Annotated in this window: 15 protein-coding genes and 1 pseudogene; 5 read left to right on the forward strand and 11 right to left on the reverse strand. The window is 41.5% G+C overall.

Annotated elements, in window-relative coordinates; translation table 11 throughout:
* Positions 1 to 189: 189 nt before the first annotated feature.
* The 6 genes from AC5JL8_RS09820 to AC5JL8_RS09845 all read right to left on the reverse strand — a co-directional run bounded on the left by AC5JL8_RS09820 (position 190) and on the right by AC5JL8_RS09845 (position 7,585).
* A complete protein-coding gene (locus tag AC5JL8_RS09820) occupies positions 190 to 2,553 on the reverse strand; it encodes a response regulator (protein ID WP_495879599.1) in 2,364 nt (787 codons plus the stop codon).
* A 657-nt stretch (positions 2,554 to 3,210) separates the two neighbouring features.
* Entirely contained in the window at positions 3,211 to 3,963 is a 753-nt protein-coding gene (locus AC5JL8_RS09825; RefSeq protein ID WP_495879600.1) for a DevA family ABC transporter ATP-binding protein, read from the reverse strand.
* A 117-nt stretch (positions 3,964 to 4,080) separates the two neighbouring features.
* Positions 4,081 to 5,247 carry an ABC transporter permease DevC gene (gene devC, locus AC5JL8_RS09830; protein WP_495879601.1) on the reverse strand — a complete coding sequence of 389 codons (1,167 nt, stop codon included), beginning with the start codon at positions 5,245 to 5,247 and terminating at the stop codon, positions 4,081 to 4,083.
* A gap of 28 nt (positions 5,248 to 5,275) precedes the next feature.
* Positions 5,276 to 5,611 (reverse strand): DUF2834 domain-containing protein, encoded by a 336-nt coding sequence (locus AC5JL8_RS09835; protein WP_495879602.1) that lies wholly within the window; start codon positions 5,609 to 5,611, stop codon positions 5,276 to 5,278.
* Positions 5,612 to 5,638: 27 nt separating this feature from the next.
* Positions 5,639 to 6,928 carry an ABC exporter membrane fusion protein gene (locus AC5JL8_RS09840; RefSeq protein ID WP_495879603.1) on the reverse strand — a complete coding sequence of 430 codons (1,290 nt, stop codon included), beginning with the start codon at positions 6,926 to 6,928 and terminating at the stop codon, positions 5,639 to 5,641.
* A 57-nt stretch (positions 6,929 to 6,985) separates the two neighbouring features.
* The gene (locus AC5JL8_RS09845) at positions 6,986 to 7,585 is read right to left on the reverse strand and encodes a TetR/AcrR family transcriptional regulator (RefSeq protein WP_495879604.1); all 600 of its coding nucleotides are present in this window, start codon (positions 7,583 to 7,585) and stop codon (positions 6,986 to 6,988) included.
* 197 nt (positions 7,586 to 7,782) lie between these two features.
* Here AC5JL8_RS09845 and AC5JL8_RS09850 point away from each other — a divergent pair, with 197 nt between their 5' ends.
* The gene (locus tag AC5JL8_RS09850) at positions 7,783 to 11,196 is read left to right on the forward strand and encodes a WD40 repeat domain-containing protein (RefSeq protein WP_495879605.1); all 3,414 of its coding nucleotides are present in this window, start codon (positions 7,783 to 7,785) and stop codon (positions 11,194 to 11,196) included.
* An 817-nt stretch (positions 11,197 to 12,013) separates the two neighbouring features.
* Here AC5JL8_RS09850 and AC5JL8_RS09855 read toward each other — a convergent pair.
* Both AC5JL8_RS09855 and AC5JL8_RS09860 read right to left on the reverse strand, forming a co-directional pair.
* On the reverse strand, positions 12,014 to 12,541 hold the full coding sequence (locus tag AC5JL8_RS09855; protein WP_495879606.1) for a hypothetical protein: 528 nt from the start codon (positions 12,539 to 12,541) through the stop codon (positions 12,014 to 12,016).
* A 12-nt stretch (positions 12,542 to 12,553) separates the two neighbouring features.
* Positions 12,554 to 12,826: a hypothetical protein gene (locus tag AC5JL8_RS09860; protein WP_495879607.1), complete on the reverse strand. Its 273-nt coding sequence runs from the start codon at positions 12,824 to 12,826 to the stop codon at positions 12,554 to 12,556.
* A gap of 224 nt (positions 12,827 to 13,050) precedes the next feature.
* Here AC5JL8_RS09860 and AC5JL8_RS09865 point away from each other — a divergent pair, with 224 nt between their 5' ends.
* The gene (locus AC5JL8_RS09865; protein WP_495879608.1) at positions 13,051 to 13,914 is read left to right on the forward strand and encodes a Tab2/Atab2 family RNA-binding protein; all 864 of its coding nucleotides are present in this window, start codon (positions 13,051 to 13,053) and stop codon (positions 13,912 to 13,914) included.
* Between the two features lie 174 nt (positions 13,915 to 14,088).
* Here the strand turns inward: AC5JL8_RS09865 and AC5JL8_RS09870 are convergent, their stop codons facing one another.
* Positions 14,089 to 14,223: a hypothetical protein gene (locus AC5JL8_RS09870; RefSeq protein ID WP_495879609.1), complete on the reverse strand. Its 135-nt coding sequence runs from the start codon at positions 14,221 to 14,223 to the stop codon at positions 14,089 to 14,091.
* Positions 14,224 to 14,238: 15 nt separating this feature from the next.
* Here AC5JL8_RS09870 and AC5JL8_RS09875 point away from each other — a divergent pair, with 15 nt between their 5' ends.
* On the forward strand, positions 14,239 to 15,555 hold the full coding sequence (locus AC5JL8_RS09875; RefSeq protein ID WP_495879610.1) for a TldD/PmbA family protein: 1,317 nt from the start codon (positions 14,239 to 14,241) through the stop codon (positions 15,553 to 15,555).
* A 325-nt stretch (positions 15,556 to 15,880) separates the two neighbouring features.
* Positions 15,881 to 18,565 (forward strand): chloride channel protein, encoded by a 2,685-nt coding sequence (locus tag AC5JL8_RS09880; RefSeq protein ID WP_495879611.1) that lies wholly within the window; start codon positions 15,881 to 15,883, stop codon positions 18,563 to 18,565.
* Positions 18,566 to 18,664: 99 nt separating this feature from the next.
* Here the strand turns inward: AC5JL8_RS09880 and AC5JL8_RS09885 are convergent, their stop codons facing one another.
* Positions 18,665 to 18,964: a WGxxGxxG family protein gene (locus tag AC5JL8_RS09885; protein WP_495879612.1), complete on the reverse strand. Its 300-nt coding sequence runs from the start codon at positions 18,962 to 18,964 to the stop codon at positions 18,665 to 18,667.
* 249 nt (positions 18,965 to 19,213) lie between these two features.
* Positions 19,214 to 21,214: a protein kinase domain-containing protein gene (locus AC5JL8_RS09890; protein ID WP_495879613.1), complete on the reverse strand. Its 2,001-nt coding sequence runs from the start codon at positions 21,212 to 21,214 to the stop codon at positions 19,214 to 19,216.
* Between the two features lie 377 nt (positions 21,215 to 21,591).
* Here AC5JL8_RS09890 and AC5JL8_RS09895 point away from each other — a divergent pair.
* Positions 21,592 to 21,938 (forward strand): annotated as a pseudogene (locus AC5JL8_RS09895) (peptidase); the annotation flags it as partial.

Genomic DNA, 21,938 nt, shown 5'->3' on the forward strand with positions numbered 1-21,938 from the left:
CAGATTGTTGGATTGACCAAACTAGCATAAATTGTCTATAAAGATTGCTTTGAGCTAATTCTGCGCTAACCCACACTAGTACCGCAAGGCGGAATTCAAAATTCACGCATTCAAAATTCAAAATAATTACAGCATAAGCGTTTCATTGATTTGGAATGGGTGATTTATTTACGCTGCAGTGTACTAGTATTATTTTGTATTGAGAACCATCTGCAAATTTTCTAATAATTCATGTGAGGTATAGGGTTTTGGTAAAAAGGTGGCGACGTTATTACCTAGAGTTTTAATTAATTCATGATTAGAGGTTAGACCACTAACTCCGATAATCTTGACTTCTGGGTTAATTTTTTTCAATACACGGATAGCCATTGGCCCATCCATAGAAGGCATCATCATATCAATCAAAACAACGCTAATTTCTGCTTGATGTTTTGTATATAGTGCCACTGCCTCAATTCCATCACGGGCCACTAGAACCTTGTAGGCGTTTTTTTCTAAAGCAGTTTTAGTAATCTCACGAATTGAATCTTCATCATCAACAACGAGAATTAATTCACCATTACCTATGGGTAATGCATGATGCCCTACTAGTGTGGTATCTGTCTCTGTCGCCTGTGTAGCTGATAAATATATTTGAAATTCTGTTCCTTTTCCTACTTCACTAAGTACGTTTACAAAACCACCGTGGCTTTTAACAATGCCCATGACTATTGAAAGACCAAGCCCTGTACCTTGACCGACTTCTTTTGTAGTGAAAAACGGCTCAAAAATTCTATCAACAATTTCTGCGGGAATTCCCTGTCCGGTATCGGATACAGTAATCACAACGTATGGGCCAACCTGAGCATCAATATTCATGCGAGCATAGTAGCTATCAATCCAGACATTGTTGGCAGAAATGCGTAAGATCCCACCGTCTAGTAAAGCGTCACGAGCATTAATACAGAGGTTCAGTAACACTTGGTGCAGCTGAGTAGCATCACCATAGATTGACCACAGATTTTGCTTGGGAAAATCAATTTTAAGTTCAATACATTTAGGAAAGGTCTGTTTAACAATTTGTTCAACTTCCGAAATTAAACTTTTTACCTGTATTGTTGTAAACTTACCTTCGAGTCCTCGTGAAAAACAGAGTACTTGTTTGACCAAATTTGCTGCACGTTTAATATTTGACTCTAATATTGAAATCCATTCTTGGCTCTTTTGATCTGTAAGTGTTAGTTCTAAAAGTTGAACTATCATCAGCATTGGTGTCAGCGCATTATTGAGATCGTGAGCGATACCACTAGCTAGGGTACCGATACTCTCCATACGCTGTGCCCGTAGAAACTGGGCTTCGAGTTGCTTTTTCTCTGTAATGTCAGTGTTGACGATTAAGATGGACTTAGGCTGTCCTTCTAAATCAGGCACAACTGTCCAACGACTGGCAACAATAATATCTTTACCTGTTTTTGTGATTTGCTGTAAATCACCTTGCCATAAACCGCAATTATTTAAACTGATGTTAATATCTTGCAGTTGAGAAAATGCTTCTTCTTTATAAAGAATTCTATTAGCATCTTTGGCGATCGCTTCTTCTTGGTTCCAACCATACAGGCGTTCGGCTCCTTTGTTCCAAAATCGAATTTGGTTGTCTAAATCTTGTACAAGAATCGCATCTGTAGTGATATCTAACAAGGCAGCTTGTTCACGGATTTTCTGTTCTGCTTGCTTGCGCTCAGTAATATCAAGCACAAAACCAACTGTAGTTTGTTGAGATTTTTCTAAAAGCGCACCGCCAGCTACAACAGGAACACGACTACCATCTTTATGAATGTATTCTTTCTCAAAGGGAGTAGAAACTCCAGAACTGATTAATTCTGCGATCGCTCTTGCTTCTAAATTCCTATATTCTGGTGGAGTTATTTTGTTCCAACACAATTTTCCTGAGTGCAGTTCTTCTCGTTCATATCCCAGCATCTGAAGAAATGCATCGTTTGCTTCTGTAATTTTGCCGCTCAAGTCTGACAAGATAATTCCAATAATATTAGATTCCACCAAGCGCCTAAATCGGGCTTCACTTTTTTGAAGTGCCCGAAAAGCTTCTTCCCGTTCCACCTCTAAGCGCTGACGCTCAGTAATTTCCGCTTCTAAACGTTCATTTTGCTCTGTGAGTTTTTTTGTCAGGTTTTGTAAGCGCATATGGATTTGAACGCGAGCTAAAACCTCTTCATGCTCTAAGGGCTTGGTAATGTAATCCACCGCTCCTAGATTCAGTCCTTTAACTTTATCTACTTTCTCTGCAAGGGCAGTTAAGAAAATTACAGGAATATTTTGAGTGGCTGGATTGTTTTTGAGACGACGACAAGTTTCAAAACCGTCCATCTTTGGCATCAATACATCCAATAAAATTAGCTCTGGTAAGGCATATTCTGCCATCTCCACTGCACTTTCACCATCTTCAGATACTAATACTTTAAAGCCAGATGTTTCTAAAAAATCTAGCAATACTTCTAAATTAATAGGAGTGTCATCCACAATTAAGATGACACCTTTTTCAGTAGTATCACTCATTACTACCTCTTAAAATTATTTTAAAAGTTCCCGAATTTGTTTGCCTTTAAAACCTTTAGCCTGTTGACTAATATGGGTAGCAAACGGTACCCATTGCCGATTCAACTCCTCCAGCCTAGTAGCTTCCTTGGCTATAGCTCTGAGATCACCTCTTTTTACTAAATAAGCAAGACAGCAATTCCTTCAGGTGGGGGAGGGCAACAATAGAAGTCTGAAGTGTAAGTAAATTCTAAAGGATGAAGTCGATTTTTGTGTTTATCCTTCATCCTTTTTACTACATCTTTTTCTGTATCAACCCATTCTAAGCCTAAGTGACTTCTTAATTTTTCTTAAAGATCCAATTACCGAACACATTTGGGGTGAGAACCGTCACAACCTACTTACCGACTTTATTGATGAGCGAACACATATCCTCCTTCTGTTTGATTTTACGAATAAAATCAAATTGGTTGCAAATGCCTGATATTGCCACTAGTTACGTAATTGAAATTTAATATTCTTAATCTAAAGTAATATTTACTACTGCAATTACTAAATATAAATTTTGTAAATTAGTAACAACGCAGAAACTGGCAATCAAAATTAACAGCTAAACTATTATCAACTGCATAGTATTTTGAATTTTAACGCTTAAAAAGAATATTATTTTAATTTTTTTTAATGCATTCTCGTAACAACATCTATATCATCGCTTTTTAATTGACCATCTTCCATATAAATGATGCGATCGGCAATATCAAGGATGCGGTTATCATGGGTAACTAGCAAAATTGTACAGTCTTGTTCTTTAGCTAGCTTCTGCATTAATTCTACGACATCGCGCCCAGATTTTTTGTCGAGTGCCGCAGTGGGTTCGTCTGCTAAAACAATTTTAGGATGGCTGACTAAGGCACGGGCGATCGCTACTCGTTGTTTTTGTCCACCAGAGAGTTTTTCTGGGTAGTAATTTATATGTTCTCCTAAACCAACCGTTTCTAGCATAGTGATCGTTTTTGTATCGATATCCTGATTGAGAAACTGATCGTGTAACTCTAAAGACATACGTACATTTTCTTTAGCTGTTAAAAAGGTCATGAGGTTATGTGCCTGAAAAATATAACCAATCTGACGGCGTAGTTGGGTTAACTGTTGTTTCTTCGCACCAGAGATTTCCTGTCCTAAGATTTTTAGGCTACCTTCTTGAGCCGATCGCAGTCCACCCATGAGAGTCAACAGAGTCGTTTTTCCTGAACCAGAGGGGCCGGTCATAATTACAATTTCACCAGCATTAATTTCTAAATTAATATCGAATAATACTTGTTTACGTAGCGCTCCTTCACCAAAATAATGATTGAGCTTACTAATAGAAATTACTGATTCTAAATTAGAAAATTGAGAGTTGGTAGTGACTGGGGTAGATTCTTGTAACATAGGATATTGTATGATTTTGATTTGGTTTAGGCAGAGTGCAGGAGGGGAGACAAGGTGAAAGAACTATCAATACATCTTGCCCCTTGTCCTGTTCAGTACGCAGTTCATAACGATAACTTAAAAGATATCTGCAGGGTCGGCGGCTCGTAATTTTCGCATAGCGATCGCCCCAGAAACACTACACATAATCACGGTCAAAATAAAGACAGATATTGCTCGATCCAGCTTCATAAAAATAGGTAGCAATGTGGCAGCGTAGGTAATTTGATACAGCCCAAAAGAAAGGAAAAAAGCCGGAAAATAACCTAAGAAAGCTAAAAATAATGCTTCTTGTAGCAGAACTCCTAATAAATAGCGATCGCTATAGCCCATTGCTTTGAGGGTGGCGTATTCTGGCAGGTGATCGGAAACATCGGCGTAAAGAACTTGGTAGACAATGACGATACCTACAATAAACCCGACTCCCACACCCAAACCAAAAATGAAACCAATACCAGTTCCCGTGGCCCAATAAGTCTTTTCAGTTTCGGCAAAGCCTTCAGGAGTGAGAACTTTTACATCATTAGGTAAACCAGCAGCAAGTTGCGCTTGGACTTTTTCGGGATTAACGCCAGGTTTAAGAGTAATCAAACCAACTTCAATGCGATCGGGTTTACGTTCTGGGAATAATTGCAGAAATGTGGAGTCACTAGTGATGACATTGCCATCAGCAGCAAAGGAAGCACCGTTGCTAAATATGCCTTTAACATTGACGGCTTTGCTATTAAGTTCTGTTTGAAAGTTGCCTGTTTTTTTAAAGATAGTGCCAACATCCCCGTACTCTGGACGACCTGCTTGGTCAAACAAAACTTGATACAACTGCTTCAGATCATCGTGGTTTTGTTGAATTTCGGGAAATTTGAATGCAGGTTGTGCCGGATCGACACCCCAGACTAATATGGCACGATCAAGACGTGTTTCGGGATTCCGCCACTGTCCGGTACTAATGTATAGGGAATTGACTGACTGCACACCGTCGTAACCCAATGCCTGATACAGCCGTTCACGAGAAAAGCTTTTCACCGAGAACAAAGTTTGAAATTGGGGATTAATTAAAACTAAATCTGCCTTTAAATTGCGATGTGGTTGGACGGCTGCATCAAATAGGGCACTTTCAAACCCCAACTGAATAAACATCAGCATATCGGCAAAGGTAATACCTGCCACTGCAACTGCTAGGCGCGTTTTTTCTTTCATTAACTGCCGCCAAGCTAGCGGAGTTTTGCGAAATAGATGAGAAAACATTTTGCTTCAGCCTCAATATCAAAGGTAGTTAAGAGTTTACAGTTTCAATCTGCTGTTCAAGTTGATATTGCCGCATTAAGAGAAATAAAGGCAGACCAAGAGAAACGCCAACTAAAAGATTAGAAGCGATGTAAATCCAAAGATTTTGCATTTTTAGGCGTTTCCCTTCCCGGAACACAAACACCCAGAGTACAAGAGATGAAACAATCACATCCATGCCAAAAAAACCAGAAATTCTGTTAGCAAATAGCTGTTCAAAAAAAAGTTGGATATCAAGACTGTTCTCTAAAAGAAATGGCATAAACTGCGAATAAGGTAAAACTGTTCCCAAAATGCAAAGCAGAAGATATATAACTTTCAGCATGATGAAATCTCCTGATTTTGTATGGCTTTATAATTCAATTGCTGTCTGCACTTGTAGGTTAGTTAAACCTGCAACTCGCTTGCTATCTTGAGGATTAAGGCGAATTTTCACTTCAATGACTCGGCTATCGAGATTTTCTCCTGGCTGGTTGCTGAAGACGTTTTGTCGGTTTACCTGCAAGCCAATCTGCGAAACTCTGCCGCGCAGTTCACCAGTAAATCCCTGGCTGGAAATTACTGCTTTTTGTCCTAGTTTTACTTTACTGATATCGGTTTGATAAACTTCTGCCACTGCAATCATCTGATCAGTTTGAGCGAAGTCTGCAATGCCAGCATCACCAATTTTTTCACCGGCTCGTTTATGAATTTTGAGAATTTGTCCTGTTGTTGGTGCTTTGATGTAAGCTGCTGCTAAGTCGGTTTGGGCATGTTTAAGTGAGGCGATCGCATTTTCAACTTCAGTTTGCGCTGCGGCTACATCCACTGGGCGGACTTCTGCAATACTGTTGAGTGTGGCTTGGGCTTCGCTGATTTGCTTGTTACTAGTGGAGTTAATGCGGTTGAGTGCAACTTTAGCTTCAGCCAGTTGGCGGCTAGCAGTGGAGTTAATGCGGTTGAGAACTGCTTTGGCTTCGTCAAGTTGCTGTTTTGCAGTTTCTAAACTCAAGCGCCTAGTGTCAAACGCAGAATTAGAAATTGCACCTTGGGAATATAATTGTTGATAACGCAGATATTCAGCTTGGGCATTGTTGAGTTCTGCCTCTAGCTTGCCAATTGTCGCCTCTTGTGCAATCCTATCTCCTTTCCATTGTGCTTCCAGGCGAGCGATCGCTTCTTGTTGGCTTTCTCTATCTCCTTGGGATTGGGCTTGTAAGCGCTCAACAGTTGCTTGCTGTGCTTGAATTTGTCCGGTTTTGGCTCCAGCTTTGACTTGCGCGAGTTTAGCTTGAGCCACTTGAACTTGTTTTTGTGCTTGTAATACCGCAGTTTGTAAGCGATCGCGTGAATCTAAAATTGCTATTACTTGCCCAGCTTTGACGCGATCGCCTTCTTGAACAAGGATTTGGGCAATGCGATCGCCATCTAACGCCAACGGTGCAGACAAGCTAAGTACCTCTGCTTCTGGTTGCAGTCTTCCTAAAGCCGTTACCTTCTGCACAATTGGTGTAGTTGGTACAGCTTCATCTGAGGTAGTGCGGCTAGCTTGCCCAAACTGAGAAACAGCATAAACAACAATTCCACCTGTAATTGCAGTAGCCGCAACTACTAATGCAATTAACCCTTGATTCTTAGGTTTAAATAACAGCCTCTGACCCATTTTTCCCCTCTATTAAAATTTAAGTTGGTGTATGGAATACAACGTAACTGCTAGCAGTTATTTTTTGCAATTAGCTGCATTATGAGAAACTGATTGCTGCAAATATGCCGTTAACATTTTTCCTAGCAAGACGCATTGTTCACAAAAATCAATCGTTTCGTCACCCCATAGTTTTTCCAAAATTAAACCATTGACGAAACTCAACACAAAGGAAGCTAAAACAGGATCTTGAATGCCGATAAAATTACAGGCTGCTTGCTGGTAGCGTTGATTGGCACGCTTCACTACAGCACTTCCTTTCATTTGCTCAGAATCTTTATTTTGGCAAAAATCAACCCAAATATAAGTCCATTTAATAAAGTAATCTTCATTTTTTACCAAATATCTTCCTAGTGCTTCCATTGCCTCTGGCAAAATTTTTCTTTCTCCCAACTCTGCTAATGCTATCGCCACATCTTGCTGACTAATTTCTTCTAGCAATTGCTCAAACAAAGCTTGCTTACTGGGAAAGTAGTGATACAGTGTGCCAGTCGAAACTCCTAAACTTTGGGCAATTTGCCGCATGGTAATCGAACCATAACCTTTTTGGGCAAATAAATCGAAGCACTTGCCGAGCAATTCTTTACGGTATTGTTCATGGTCAACAATCTTGGGCATAACTCGGCTTATTTATATCGAACGATCGTTATGTATTAAGATACAATCCTTAATACTGATTCGTCAACTTATAGAAGAAGTATGAATAACTTCTTCCCTTTGTCTTCAATTCACCTTGTTCTCTTCTGGTAAACTGTTGCCAATTCTGCAAAATGTTAAATTTAACTCAGCAATTCCCTAAGTAGGGCACTGAAAACATGGACCCTATCTCAGCTACTATTGGCTTTGTTGTGGGCTTAATCGGCTTTATTGCCAGCGTCGTGCAGGTGCTGGACTTCGTAGATAAACGACGAGAAAAGCAGCTAGCAATTGAAAGAGTTGAAAAAGGCAACCCTAATCAACCTGCAATCCTCAATCCCAAATCTCAAACTCCACATCGCATCGATTGGGGAGAAGCAGTTGATGTGTCAGTTTTTTATGGTCGCGCTGAAGAACTTGACAAATTAACCAAGTGGATTGTGCAAGAACGCTGCCGATTAGTTTCACTTTTGGGGATGGGGGGAATTGGCAAAACTTCACTATCTATTAAACTGGCACAACAAATTCAGGATCAATTTGGCTATGTAATCTGGCGCAGTCTCAGGAATGCTCCACCAATACAAGAAATTTTGGCAGAATTGATCAAGTTTTTATCAAACCAGCAGCAAACTGATTTACCCGAAGATGTAGGCGATCGCATTTCTCTACTGATTGATTATCTGCGCTCATCAAAATGTTTGTTAGTACTGGATAATGCTGAGTCAATTTTACAGCCAGGTGCTTTAGCATATCGAGAAGGCTATGAAGCTTATGGAGAATTACTCAAACGCATCGGTGGCACATCTCATCAAAGTTGTCTCATCCTGACAAGTAGAGAGAAACCGCAAGAAATTGCCGCATCAGAAGGAGAAACTCTGCCCGTGCGTTCTTTGCAGCTAACTGGTTTAAAAGCAGTAGACGGCGAAGAAATTTTTCATACTCAGGGATTGTCAGGCACACAAGCAGAAGAAGTCCAACTCATCGATTTTTATAAAGGTCATCCGTTAGCATTAAAAATAATCTCTACCACTATTAAAGAATTATTTGATGGTAATATTTCAGAATTCTTAGCCCAGGATACTGTAGTATTTGGGGGAATTCGTGAGCTTTTAGACCAGCAATTTAATCGCCTGTCAGAATTGGAAAAAGAAGTAATGTATTGGTTGGCGATTAATCGAGAACCTATTGGTATAGCAGAATTACGAGAGGATATTGTCTCACTGGCATCTCAGTCAAGTTTAGTGGAGGCGTTACAGTCATTAGTTAGAAGGTCGCTAATCGAAAAAATTACGTCACTATTTACATTGCAACCTGTGGTGATGGAATATTTGAGCGATCGCTTAATTGCAGAAGTCAGTGAAGGCATTATTAGTGGAGAAAGAGAATTTTTAAATCGCTATGCTTTGATGAAAGCAACTGCTAAAGATTACATCAGAGAAGCTCAAATTCGTTTCATTATTAAACCTCTTGCCGAAAGGTTACTTGATTTACTGTTAAATAATAAAAAAATTGAAAATAAGTTAACGCAAATCCTCTCAACCTTACGAGAAAATTTTACCCATCAACCAGGGTATATAGGCGGCAATATTTTAAATCTACTTTGCTACCTCCAAACAGATTTAAGCAATTATGACTTTTCTAATCTGACACTTTGGCAAGCTTACCTTAAGGGAGCTAATTTACAGCAGCTAAAATTAGTTAATGTTGCTCTAGAAAGGTCAGTTTTTACAGATATTTTAGCGACTATTTTTTCAGTAGCCTTCAGTCCCAATGGCAAAATTTTGGCTACAGGCGATGCTAATGGCGAAATTCGCTTATGGCAGATTGATGATGGTCAACAAATTTTAATTTGCAAAGGTCATACAGGTTTTGTCCGGTCAGTAGCCTTTAGCCCTGATGGTCAACTTTTAGCGAGTGGTAGTGTTGACAAAACTATCAAACTATGGAAAGTAAGTGACGGTAAGTGCATCCAAACTTTACAGGGACATAGCGATCGCGTAGAGTCGATAGCATATAGTTCTGATGGTCAACTTTTAGTTAGTGGCAGTGTTGACCAAAGCCTGAGAATTTGGTCAGTCCATGACGGTAAGTGCTTGCAAGTTCTTCAAGGACATACTCGTGAGGTTTGGTCAGTAGCCTTTAGTCCTGATAGTCAAAGTGTTGCCAGTGGCAGTTTTGACCAAAGCCTAAGAATTTGGTCAGTTAATGACGGTAAGTGCTTGCAAGTTCTTCAAGGACATACTGATAAGCTGCGGTCAGTAGCATTTAGTCCAGATGGCAAAATTCTCGCTAGCGGCAGTCATGATACTACTGTGAGGCTATGGTCGGTTAGTGATGGTCAGTGCTTGCAAGTACTGCATGGGCATACTGATAGAGTCTTGTCAGTTAAATTTAGTTCTGATAGCCAAACTATTGCCAGTAGTAGTTCTGACCAAACAGTGAGGCTTTGGTCAGCTAGGGACGGACAATGCTACCAAATTTTGCAAGGACATACTCATGAAATTTGGTCAGTAGTATTTAGCCCTGATGGTAAAATTTTAGCTAGTGGTGCTTATGACCAAACAGTCAGGCTGTGGTCAGTTAATGATGGTAAATGCCTCAAAGTTTTTCAGGGCTACATTAATGCTGTAGACTCAGTAGCCTTCAGCCCCGACGGTGAAACTTTAGCCAGTGGTAGTTTTGACCAAAAGGTGAGGCTTTGGGCACTCAGTAATCATCAATGCCGCAAAATTTTCAACGCACATACTCAACAAGTACGGTCAGTTGTTTTCAGCCCTAATGGAGAAATTTTAGCTAGTTGCAGCAATGATCGAACAGTTCGGTTATGGTCAGTTAAAGATGGTAAGTGCCTGAACGTTTTAGCGGAACATACTCATAAAGTGGGGTCAATAGCATTTAGCCCCAATGGTGAAATTGTAGCTAGTGGCAGTAATGACAGAACAGTCAGGCTATGGTCAGTTAGTGAGGGTAAGTGTCTAAAAGTTTTACAGGATAGTACTAATCAGGTATGGTCAGTAGCATTTAGTCCCGATGGGCAACTTTTTGCTAGTGCTGGTTATGACCAAACCGTGAGGCTGTGGTCAGTCAATGATGCTAAATGCCTCAAAGTTTTACAGGGTCACACTGGCCAAGTTGGGCCAGTAGCATTTAGCCCTAATGGGCAACTTTTAGCTAGTGGCGCTAATGACCAAACAGTGCGGCTGTGGTCACTCAATGATGGTAAATGCCTGAAAGTTCTCCAAGGACATACTAATTGGATTTGGTCAGTTACTTTTAGTCCTGATGGGCAAACTTTAGCCAGCGGCGGTGATGACCAAACTATCAGGTTATGGTCAGTTAGTGACGGCAAATGTATCTACACCTTACAGGGACATACTAATCGAGTTTGGTCAGTCGCGTTTCATCCCAATGGTCAAACCTTAGCTAGTGGTAGCGGCGATGGAACGATAAAACTATGGGATGTCAAAACAGGTAAGTGTTTCAAGACGCTGATAGTCGAAAGACCTTATGAGAATATGAACATCACCGGGGTTACAGGCTTGACAAAAGCGCAGATAGCCACATTGAAAGCACTGGGTGCGGTGGAGAATTAGAGACTTCCAACTAAAAAAATATCCCATCGCTGTGTAGGCAGGGGAGCAGAGCGCAGGGGGCAGGGGGATAAAGAAAAATATTATTATCTGAGTAAATTGGATAATTTATTTTCTGCAAGTCCTTAACTTGAAAGTAGTTATACCAATTTGAAAAAAGAATGCGACAGATGGGTAGGGGCACAAAAATGTTGTGCCCTTACTTACAAATAATTTATCTGTAGCAAACATTATTTGAATTGCTATAACCTATCTGACTACGGCTGTATCTTTAATACTCGTGAATGAGGCTTTGAACTCCATTAATGAGTCTTTGATACTCGTGAATGAGTCTTTGATACTCGCGGACGAGTCTTTGATACTCGTGAATGAGTCTTTGATACTCGTGAATGAGTCTTTGATACTCGCGGACGAGTCTTTTATACTCGTGAATGAGCCTTTTATACTCGTGAATGAGCCTTTTATACTCGCGGACGAGTCTTTGATACTCGTGAATGAGTCTTTGATACTCGTGAATGAGTCTTTAATACTCGTGAATGAGTCTTTTATACTCGCGGACGAGTCTTTGAACTCCATTAATGAGTCTTTGATACTCGCGGACGAGTCTTTAATACTCGTGAATTAAAAATAAAGTATATACAGCAGATTGCAAATAAATGAGTGAGGTAAAAATTATTGTAAGGGCACAACATTGTTGTGCCCCTACCTCCTACGTGTACACTTCATTTACCTTAAAAAACGCTGTCAAAGCCAAATATTTAAAGAACTGGTTGACAAACTGTTGGTACTGTACCTCATAAACTTGCAAGTAGACTGAGAGTTAGCAATACTGCGGTCTTGGCGGTTCTGGAGGAAATTCCTTGATGATAGCTTCCCACTGCTTTGAATAGGGAGGCTGGTTACTAAAGACATTTAATACAATTTTTTGAGTTCTGTCGTCAGTGTAGTAGTAGTCAATGAATACTGAAGCGCTGTGTAATTGAGCAGAATTGTAACTTCCTCTAGGGTGGTTTGTTTTCAAAAGCAATTCACCAGAAACCAATGGATAGACTTGCCCATTGTCTTGATGCCAATTATCATGAGCCAAGCCAAAAGCATAATCATCACCTTTATATATCTCAGTGACTTCTCCAGTAATCAGATTAATCTGATATTTTGCTTCACTTTTACGGGAAGGGCCAGGAGTTCCTCCCATCCATTGGTGAATATAAAGTAAATGGATCTGCAAGGTTTGCTGAAGTAAATCACACACTGAGTAAGTGACTTCACCAGGTAGCCACAACTGATTTGATCGCATCAGCAGTTGACCATCTGTTGTAGAATATGCCGCGATCGCGTCACTTTGCACCGCCCAAAGGATTTAATCTGTGACTCGTAGTGGATAGCCAGATTCTTCAGATTGCCACTTAATTGCGCCAGAAGCTAACGAACAACTCACAATCTTTCCCTCAAGCGATCGATAAAACAAGCTGGACTCTAGTGGATCAACTGCAAGCTGATACGGTAATGTTTGAGCAACGGTGTGGCGGAGGGCTGGATGAAGAAAGGTTGTAGGAGGTGGCGGTGATTGCTCCTCTACAGCAGGCTTGGATAGAGCGATCGCTCTTTGCCAGTAGTTCAGCCATTTAAACATTTTATAGGCTCCTGTTCATTGGATTAGCACACCAGATTTCCTAAATACTTTCAGTTCTAAGTTGAGTAGTTTTGAGCAACGAGTATTTTTATTTACTATTCCCACTCCATAATCAGAACTCAGCACTTAGAACTCAGCGCTCATTGTTCATGTCCGATGCTGCCCCAAGACTCGTATGATCAAAATAATAGGAAAATATAACAGCCAGATTTTCACCTTAAAAAATGGGCAGTATTTGGGAACTCGATTTTTACTCTCGTCCAGTTCTGGACGAAAATCAGAAAAAACTTTGGGAAGTCTTAATCTGTGAAAGTCCTTTAGATATTCGCGCAAAAACAGATTCTCTGTTTCGCTATGCTCAATATTGCCCCAGTACTCAGGTAAATTCGGGCTGGTTGCGGGCGGCGTTGCAGGAGGCTATTACCAAAGCAGGAGAAGCACCAATCAAAATCCGCTTTTTCCGCCGCCAAATGAACAACATGATTACTAAAGCTTGCCAGGATGTGGGTATACCTGCCCAGCCTAGCCGCCGGACTTTGGTTCTCAATCAATGGCTACAACAGCGGATAGAGGAAGTGTACCCTAATGAGCCAGGGTATCAAGGGGGAGCAAATCCTTCGGTGCGTTTAGAAAGCCCTTTACCTCAAAGGTTACCAGATGCTTTGGAAGGACAGCAGTGGGTTTTTGTCTCCTTATCAGCTGCTGATTTGATGGATATGCCAGAGTGGGAAATTGGTTTTAGTGAAGCTTTCCCTCTAGAATTGGCGCAAGTTTCGCCAGAAACCCGCATTCCAGGTGTTTTGATTTTCTCACCTAGAGCCTTACCCTTAGCAGGCTGGATGTCTGGTTTGGATTTAGCTGTCTTGAAATTTGACACAAGTGTTGGGTCACGATTAATTTTAGAAACTGGTGTGACTGAAAGCTGGATTTTGGCAAATATCAAAAACCCTCAAACTCTGGCAGAAGCAAAAGGTTTTGAAGCAGCAAAGCAAAAAGCCAATGGAGTGCATTTTATCGGTGTGCAATCAAATCCCCAAGCAGAATCTTTTGCTGGATTTTGGCTGTTACAAGATGTCAATCTGCCGTAAATTAATGGCAGGGTAGTGAGAAATCGGGACGAGGATCAACAAGAAGGGCACTAATGGCTCTTGACCAATAACTAGCCATTCATGGCTAATTACTAATTACTAACCCAAAACAGCAACGGCTGATACACACTGATAGATGTCGATGATTTGGGATAATGATCTGCGCGACAGTTGCTACAAGTCGGCAAAGCCGACGCCACTTGCTACCCTGCGGGTTCTCCTTTGGAGTACAAGCCGGGAAACTCGTAAGGGCGCAGTGGCTCCCCAACGCACTGCCTTGTCCATCTGCGGTTCAAAATCCACATCCACAATTTACCAAGGGTCATGGGTTCTGAAAATTTTTCATCACAAGATACGCTAGCAGAATATTTGCTGGAACTAGCCATCAAGTCTGGAGCAGAAGCTGCTGAAGTGTATCAGTCGCGATCGCTTTCTCGACCAGTCTTTTTTGAGGCCAACCGCCTCAAGCAGCTTGAAACCAGCCAATCTGAAGGCACAGCACTACGGTTGTGGCGCAATGGATGTCCCGGATTAACGGTGGCTTACGGTTCTGTGGAACCACAAGCTATGGTCGAAAGGTCTTTAGCCTTGAGCCAACTTAATCAACCAGAACCAGTAGAGTTAGCTAGTAACTCTCGGCCGTCCTACCCAAATTTGGGTAAAAATGTGCCTATAGAAGTTTTAGTAGACTGGGGCAAAGAAGCGATCGCCCTAATTCGTGATACCTATCCAGATGTTGTTTGCAATAGTGACTGGGAATGTGATGTTGAAACTACCAGATTGGTAAATACCCAAGGTTTAGATTGCTACTACACCGACACCACCCTCAGCTGTTATATGTCAGCCGAATGGGTACGAGGTGATGATTTTTTAAGCGTTTCTGATGGTCAAACCCAACGGAACGAACTAGACCCGGAGAAACTAGCTCTCCAAATTTTACAACGGTTATTTTGGGCCAGAGAAAATGTTCCACCTCTAACTGGTCGTGTTCCAGTTTTGTTCACGTCTAAAGCTGCTGATATGCTTTGGGGTACTGTGCAAGCAGCGTTAAATGGTAAGCGTGTGCTAGAAAAAGCTTCTCCTTGGGCAGAACGTTTGGGCAAACCCGTACTTGCACCTAATCTCACCCTCTACCAAGACCCCCAAGCTGGGCCTTACAGTTGCCCCTTTGACGATGAAGGCTCTGCTACGAATTCTTTGGTATTTATCCAAAACGGAATTTTACAACATTTTTATAGCGATCGCACTACTGGACGCCAATTAGGTATTGGTAGCACAGGCAATGGTTTTCGTCCTAGTTTGGGCAGCTATCCCACCCCTGGTTTATTTAATTTTCTGATCCAGCCCGGTTATGCATCACTGCAAGATTTGATTCGACAAATGGATGATGGCTTGATTGTGGATCAAATGCTTGGTGGTGGTGGCGGCATTTCTGGCGACTTTTCAATCAATATTGAGTTGGGCTACCGTGTGCAAAATGGTCAAGTAATTGGGCGTGTTAAAGATACAATGGTTGCTGGCAATATCTACTCAGCCCTCAAAGAATTAGTAACTTTAGGCGGCGATGCTGATTGGAATGGCTCTTGTTACACTCCCTCTTTGATAGTAGAGGGGCTATCCACTACCAGCCGCAACAATTAAAAATTCAAAATCAATCGCATATTCATAGATAAACCAAGTAACAAAACTGATGGTCTTTAGTTTGATAGAGTAGTATTCTACAGATTTGAGAACTTATATCTTGTTCATTAAATTACTGATACTTCTGGCCAGACCTTTCCTTGAACCCTGGTAGAGGTGGGTGAGGGCTGATTTATCATAGGCAATTTGCCGGACAAGATATTAGCTTCACAATTAAATTGAATATCAGGATTTACCTGCTGAAGCTGGGAAGAATAATAGGATAAGGGTTTTTTAACCTTTGAATTATTTCTTTTTGAATTTTGAATTTTTAAATTTGAATTTTATGTCGCTTCCTGTTCTGACTCAGCGCTTTCGCAGTTTGTGGCAGCCAAGGAAAGGTTTAGCGATCGCAGAAGCTTCTGTTATCGGTCTCGTGGCCGCCCTATCAGCGGTGTTCCTTAAAGTAGGGTCGGGATGGCTGGGGACATGGCGAGTCCATAGTGCCAACATTTTACCAGTATGGCTGGCTCTACCCGCAGTTGGCATGATTTTCGGTTTCTTGGCGGGTTGGTTGGTGCAACGGGTAGCTCCAGAGGCGGCGGGTAGCGGTATACCTCAAGTTAAAGCGACTCTTGCGAATGTGCCGATGACATTATCTTGGCGCGTGGCAGCAGTAAAATTACTCAGCGCCATCATCGTTTTAGGTTCAGGGATAACTCTAGGGCGACAAGGCCCCACCGTCCATGTTGGGGCAGGTTTGGCAGCAGGGATGAGCCGTTGGGTTCCCACTTCCCCAGATCATCGGCGACAGATGATTGCTGCTGGTGCTGGGGCTGGTTTGGCAGCCGCTTTTAATGCCCCGATCGCTGGCGTATTGTTTATCGTAGAGGAATTACTTCAGGACTTATCAGGACTAACCCTGGGAACTGCTATTATTGCCTCGTTTATTGGTGGAGTCATATCTCGATTGTTGGGCGGCGGTAGTCTGGATCTGAATCTGCAATTGACCCAATCCTCTAGCCAATTCTCCATACCAGAAATTCCCTTTTTCCTGCTGTTGGGTATCTTGGCAGGTTTATTGGGTGCATTATTTAATCAGGGGCTAGTTTTTAGCATAAAGCTTTACAGAAGATTGCATATCAGTTTACCGCTACGAGTAGCCTTAGCTGGCTTAATTTCTGGTGTCGTCGTGGCAATTCTTCCAGCATCATTCCGTGATAATACAGGTTTAAGGGAGTATTTAATTACTGGTGAGGCTAATGCTTTCTTAGCAGCGATCGCATTTGTGGCTCAGTTCGTTCTGACATTAGTAGCATTTGGTTCAGGCGCACCTGGAGGCTTATTTGCTCCCAGCCTAATTTTGGGTTCTTGTTTAGGACACATAGTTGGTGTGGGTGAGTCTCAACTTTTGGGAGGTGGTTCTCCTACTACCTATGCTTTAGCCGGAATGGGAGGATTTTTTAGCGCCGTTTCTAAAGTACCAATCACGGCAATTGTGATTGTCTTTGAAATGACAACAGATTTTAACTTGGTGTTACCCTTGATGATTGTTTGTGTAACATCTTACTTGATGGCAGAAAAGGTAGTGCCTGGTTCGCTTTATGAAAAACTTTTACAATTGAACGGCATCACCCTGACTAAAGACGCTCCTATAGAGGGGATACTAACAAAGTTAACCGCCAAAGATGTTATGCAACAACGAGTGGAAACCCTGGATGTAGAGATGAGTATGGATGAAGCCATACAAGCATTCTCTCGTTCCCATCATCGGGGTTTTCCAGTAGTTGAGGAATGTAAATTAGTAGGGATTGTCACACAATCAGATTTACTCAAAATACGCGATCGCAACTTACCAAACGATACTGCCTTACGCGCAATTATGACACCTAGACCGATGACGGTCACACCTATTCACAATCTCAGCAATGTGCTGTATTTGCTAGATCGTTATCAAATCAGTCGCTTGCCAGTAGTGGAAGGACGAAAATTAATTGGAATTATTACTCGTGCAGATATTATTCGAGCCGAAGCAGACCATCTTAATTGTGAAACCGCAACTTTAGGGCCGCAACCAGAACCTTCTTATGTAGTTTACCAAACGCGAGCGCCAAGCATCGGCAGAGGTAGATTATTGGTGACAGTGGCTAATCCTGAAACAGCAGGTACTTTATTACAAATGGCAGCAGCAATTGCCCGCGATCGCCACTTTGAAATTGAGTGTGTACAAGTTATCTTAGTATCGCGCCACAGTTCCCCAACAGAAACCCAAGTCAGCACAGCAAAAAGCCGCCGCTTACTTCGACAAGCCGAAGTTTTGGCGAAAAAGTTGCGAATCCCACTGCATACGCAGATTCGAGTTGCCCATGATGTCGCTCAGGCAATTTTGGAAGCAGTCAACGAACGACATATCGATTTAATTTTAATGGGTTGGAAAGGTAACACTTCCACCCCTGGCCGGATTTTTGGCAATGTTGTAGATACCATCATTCGCCAAGCCACCTGTGATGTGGTGCTTGTGAAATTAGGTAACACTCAACAGTCATCCCCTCTACCCCTTTATTCTCATCCTCCCTTTTCTGTCTCTCCTCCTCTGTCTTTTTCTCCTCCTTTGCCCGCCTCTCTGCAATTTAACCGCTGGCTAGTACCAATGGCTGGTGGCCCGAATGCGCGCGAGGCAATTAAATTGCTTCCTGCTTTGGTGACATTGGGAGAAGATCCACAAATTCGGCTGACACGCGTGTTTAAGCCATCTGAGTTAGAGCCAGATATGACAGTATTAGAACAAGCAATCCGTCAACTCATGCGCCGTCGCAACTTGTCTAGTACTGTAGTTGCTACCCCAGTTAAGGCTGATTCTGTTTCTGAAGGCGTGATTAACCTAGTCAAAACAGAAAATTACGATGTAGTTGTTTTGGGAGCTTCTCGTGAGGGATTATTACAACAGGCAATTCAAGGTAATATTCCAGAAGCGATCGCCTCTGGTGTAGAAAGTACAGTAATTTTGGTTAGGGGTGCAATTAACAAGTAAAAAATTCCCTGCAAGCATAGAGCAAAGCCTGCATACAACAGCAGGCTACAACCAAAACCTATTCGTAGAATTTACCCAAAATTGGAGAGCCAATCTAAATTAATAATTAGAACGGGAACCAGAAGAGCCTACCACATCACGAGTGCCGTAAGCTGTAGATTGATCGTCTCTGCGGCTCTTACGACCGAACAGACCAAACAAACCAAGTAATCCCAACAAACCCCAATCGCCATCCGCATAATTACCATCGGTAAGAGGACGGTCTGTAGTAGTGGTAGTGGTGGTATCTGTAGCCGTGCCATCAGGAGTAGTAGTCGTCTGAGCAGAAGCAGGCAGAACAGCTAAACTTAGTGCTAAAACAGTACTTCCCAAAACCTTGGATACATCAGAGTGTTTCACGTTCAAATTCCTCAACTCAATTTCCGAAATTTATTTATAGTTACAGCTTATTAAGTTTTCGCAGAGCTAGAATCAATCGTTAGCTGGAGATTGATATCCGCTGGAAGTCGCATTTTTTGTTAACTGCTTTGATGAAAAAATCCGATAGGTTGATTTTCATCATAAATTTGCCAAATCTTGAGTAATGTAAGGTAGGCAATGCCTACCCTACGTCTGTATTTCTTAATTACGAATTACTATTAGTACTTCTTACTTAGAAATTTGCCAAATTTTGAGAATATTTCCAGCACTACCACCACTGGCAATAGTTTTTCCATCAGGGCTGATGGCTACAGAATAAATGTAGCCAGAATCTTGTGTTAAAGTGCGGATTTCTTGCCCAGTTGCTGTATTCCAAAGTTTAATTGTATTATCACTACTGCCACTGACAAGGGTTACAATGTTTAATTTGTCATTGCCTGCCTTTGGTACATAAGCAACAGAATTCACCTTTTCGGAATGCGCCTTTAAGGTATGAATTGTTTTTCCCGTCACTAGATTCCATAATTTGATTGTCTTGTCCTTACTACCGCTAGCAAGAGTCACACCATCAGGACTAAAAGCCACAGACTGAACTAATTCAGAATGCCCTTCTAGGGTACGAATTTCCTTCCCTGTCGCTAAATTCCACAGTTTAATCTTCCTATCCCAACTACCACTGGCAAGAGTCTTACCATCAGGACTAAAAGCAATAGAAGAAACCGCGTTAGAATGTCCCTCCAAGGTGCGTATTACCTGCCCATTTGCTAGATTCCACAGTTTAATTGTTTTGTCTAAGCTGCCACTGGCAAGAATTTTGCCATCAGGACTTAAGCTAACAGTAGCAATTCCCTGAGAATGGCCTTTCAGTGTAAAAATTTCCTTCCCGGTTGTTGTATTCCACAGTTTGATTGTCTTATCGTTACTGCCACTAGCAAGGGTTTTGCCATTATGACTCAAGGCAATAGTCCAAACCCATCCAGAGTGACCCTTTAAAGAACGGATTTCTTTTCCAGTTTCTGTATTCCAAAGTTTGATTGTCTTGTCGTCACTGCCACTAGCCAAGGTAACACCATCAGCAGCAAAAGCTACAGAGTTCACATCACTGGAATGTCCCTTGAGGCTGTTGGATTGAATAAAATTTTCTGTAGGTTGAACAGGATTAGAAGAGGTAACAATTGCCTGCGGACGAGACTGTAAATACCAAACTCCCCCTAATCCCAATAGGAAAATAGCAGCATTTATTAATAATCGGTTTTGCAGATATGGTCTGTGAACTAATGTGGTTGGCAGTACGGTTGCAGGTACTGGCTCTGATGATGGCTCATTTGTCAAGTCCCTGAGTACTTCATCAGCCGATTGATAACGTTTTTGGATGTCTGTTGTTAACAACTTATCTAAAACCTGCTCCAAATTAACACCTGATGTTACCCCATCTATATCCCGATTACGCAAATATTGTTGCCATGAAGTAACCCAACCATAGCCCTGTTGTATCCAAAGTTTAGATGGGCGAATCCCAGTTAGTAAATGAAAGCAAGTCGCACCCAAACTGAATAAATCACTAGCTGGATAAGCTTTGCCATCCTGCATTTGTTCAATAGGGGTGTAACCATGTGAACCAATGGTCGTCCCGATTTTAGTCTGCACTGTTGCTGTTAACTGTTTTGAAGAGCCAAAATCAATTAACACTAATCGCCCATCACTGTGACGACGAATAATATTCTGTGGCTTGATATCCCGATGAATTACCCCACGCTCGTGGATAAACTTGAGGACGGGCAGTAAATCTAGTAGAAGTTCGATAATGTTGCTTTCGCCGTATATTGCCCCTTTTTGCAATTCTTGCAATAAATTTGGCCCATCAATAAATTGCTGCACTAAAAACAGATAATTATCTTGTTCAAAGTAAGCGAAAAGCGTAGGAATTTGCTCATGCTCTCCCAATTTTTGCAGTTGCTTTGCTTCTTCTTTAAATAGCTCAACGGCTTTCTTCAATGTAGAACTTTCTTGGACTTTGGGTGCAAATTGCTTTACAACACACCATTCATTTAGCTTATCCACATCTTCCGCTAGATAGGTTTTGCCAAATCCGCCTTCATCAGATAGCACTTTGATGACACGATAACGTCCCCTCAACAGTGATATTAATGTTGTATTACAACTGTGACAATGGTTGTTACTATCAGGATTGTGAGGATTTGGACAATCGGGATTCAGGCAGCAACGCATACTGGAAACCCATTTGCAGTTTGGGTATATACTAATTCATGACATAATAATTTTGCTATAAAGTTGCCAAAATTATTCTTCTGTATAGAGAAATTAATTTATAGGTAACTCAGCAATTTAAAATAAAAAATGAATAGTTTACGGAGCGATCGCCAGCAGCATTCTCTCTGATTAATGTGCTTTATGTTGAATGAGCTATGTAACTGGATAATTCACAGTCAAAGAAAATTCCGATAATATTCCACTGCCTATGCTCATAAAATTGGTGCTTGTCGCTTCGTAATCATTCAAAATTTAAAATTCGTTTTTAAAACTTTGTGCTTGTCGGGAACCCCCCTTTATAAATTTTTGCAAAATTCCACAAAATGAGGAGTGATATGTTGCTAGAAAAAAACAATAAAAAATATCGTCGCCGATTGAACTTGGCTGCAATTCTTTCTATGGGTGGTAGTTTATTGATTGCCAGTTATTCTCTACCCATTAGTGCTTTAGAAATCCCAGTAAACTTTGGAAAATACAGAATTGCCAAAACGCCAGATGAAAGGCAACCAGAAGCAGTACAACAAGGAATTGAGCAAATCCCTGCTGCTGAACCCCTTGTAGCTCCACAACGCAGTCAACCGATTGATTCGCCTATACCTCCTACTGTATCGCCCACTACACAGCCCGATCCAACTCCAACCCCGCAACCATCTCAACCAGCAAATACTACGCCAACTCCAAC

The organism is Mojavia sp., assembly GCF_059505145.1.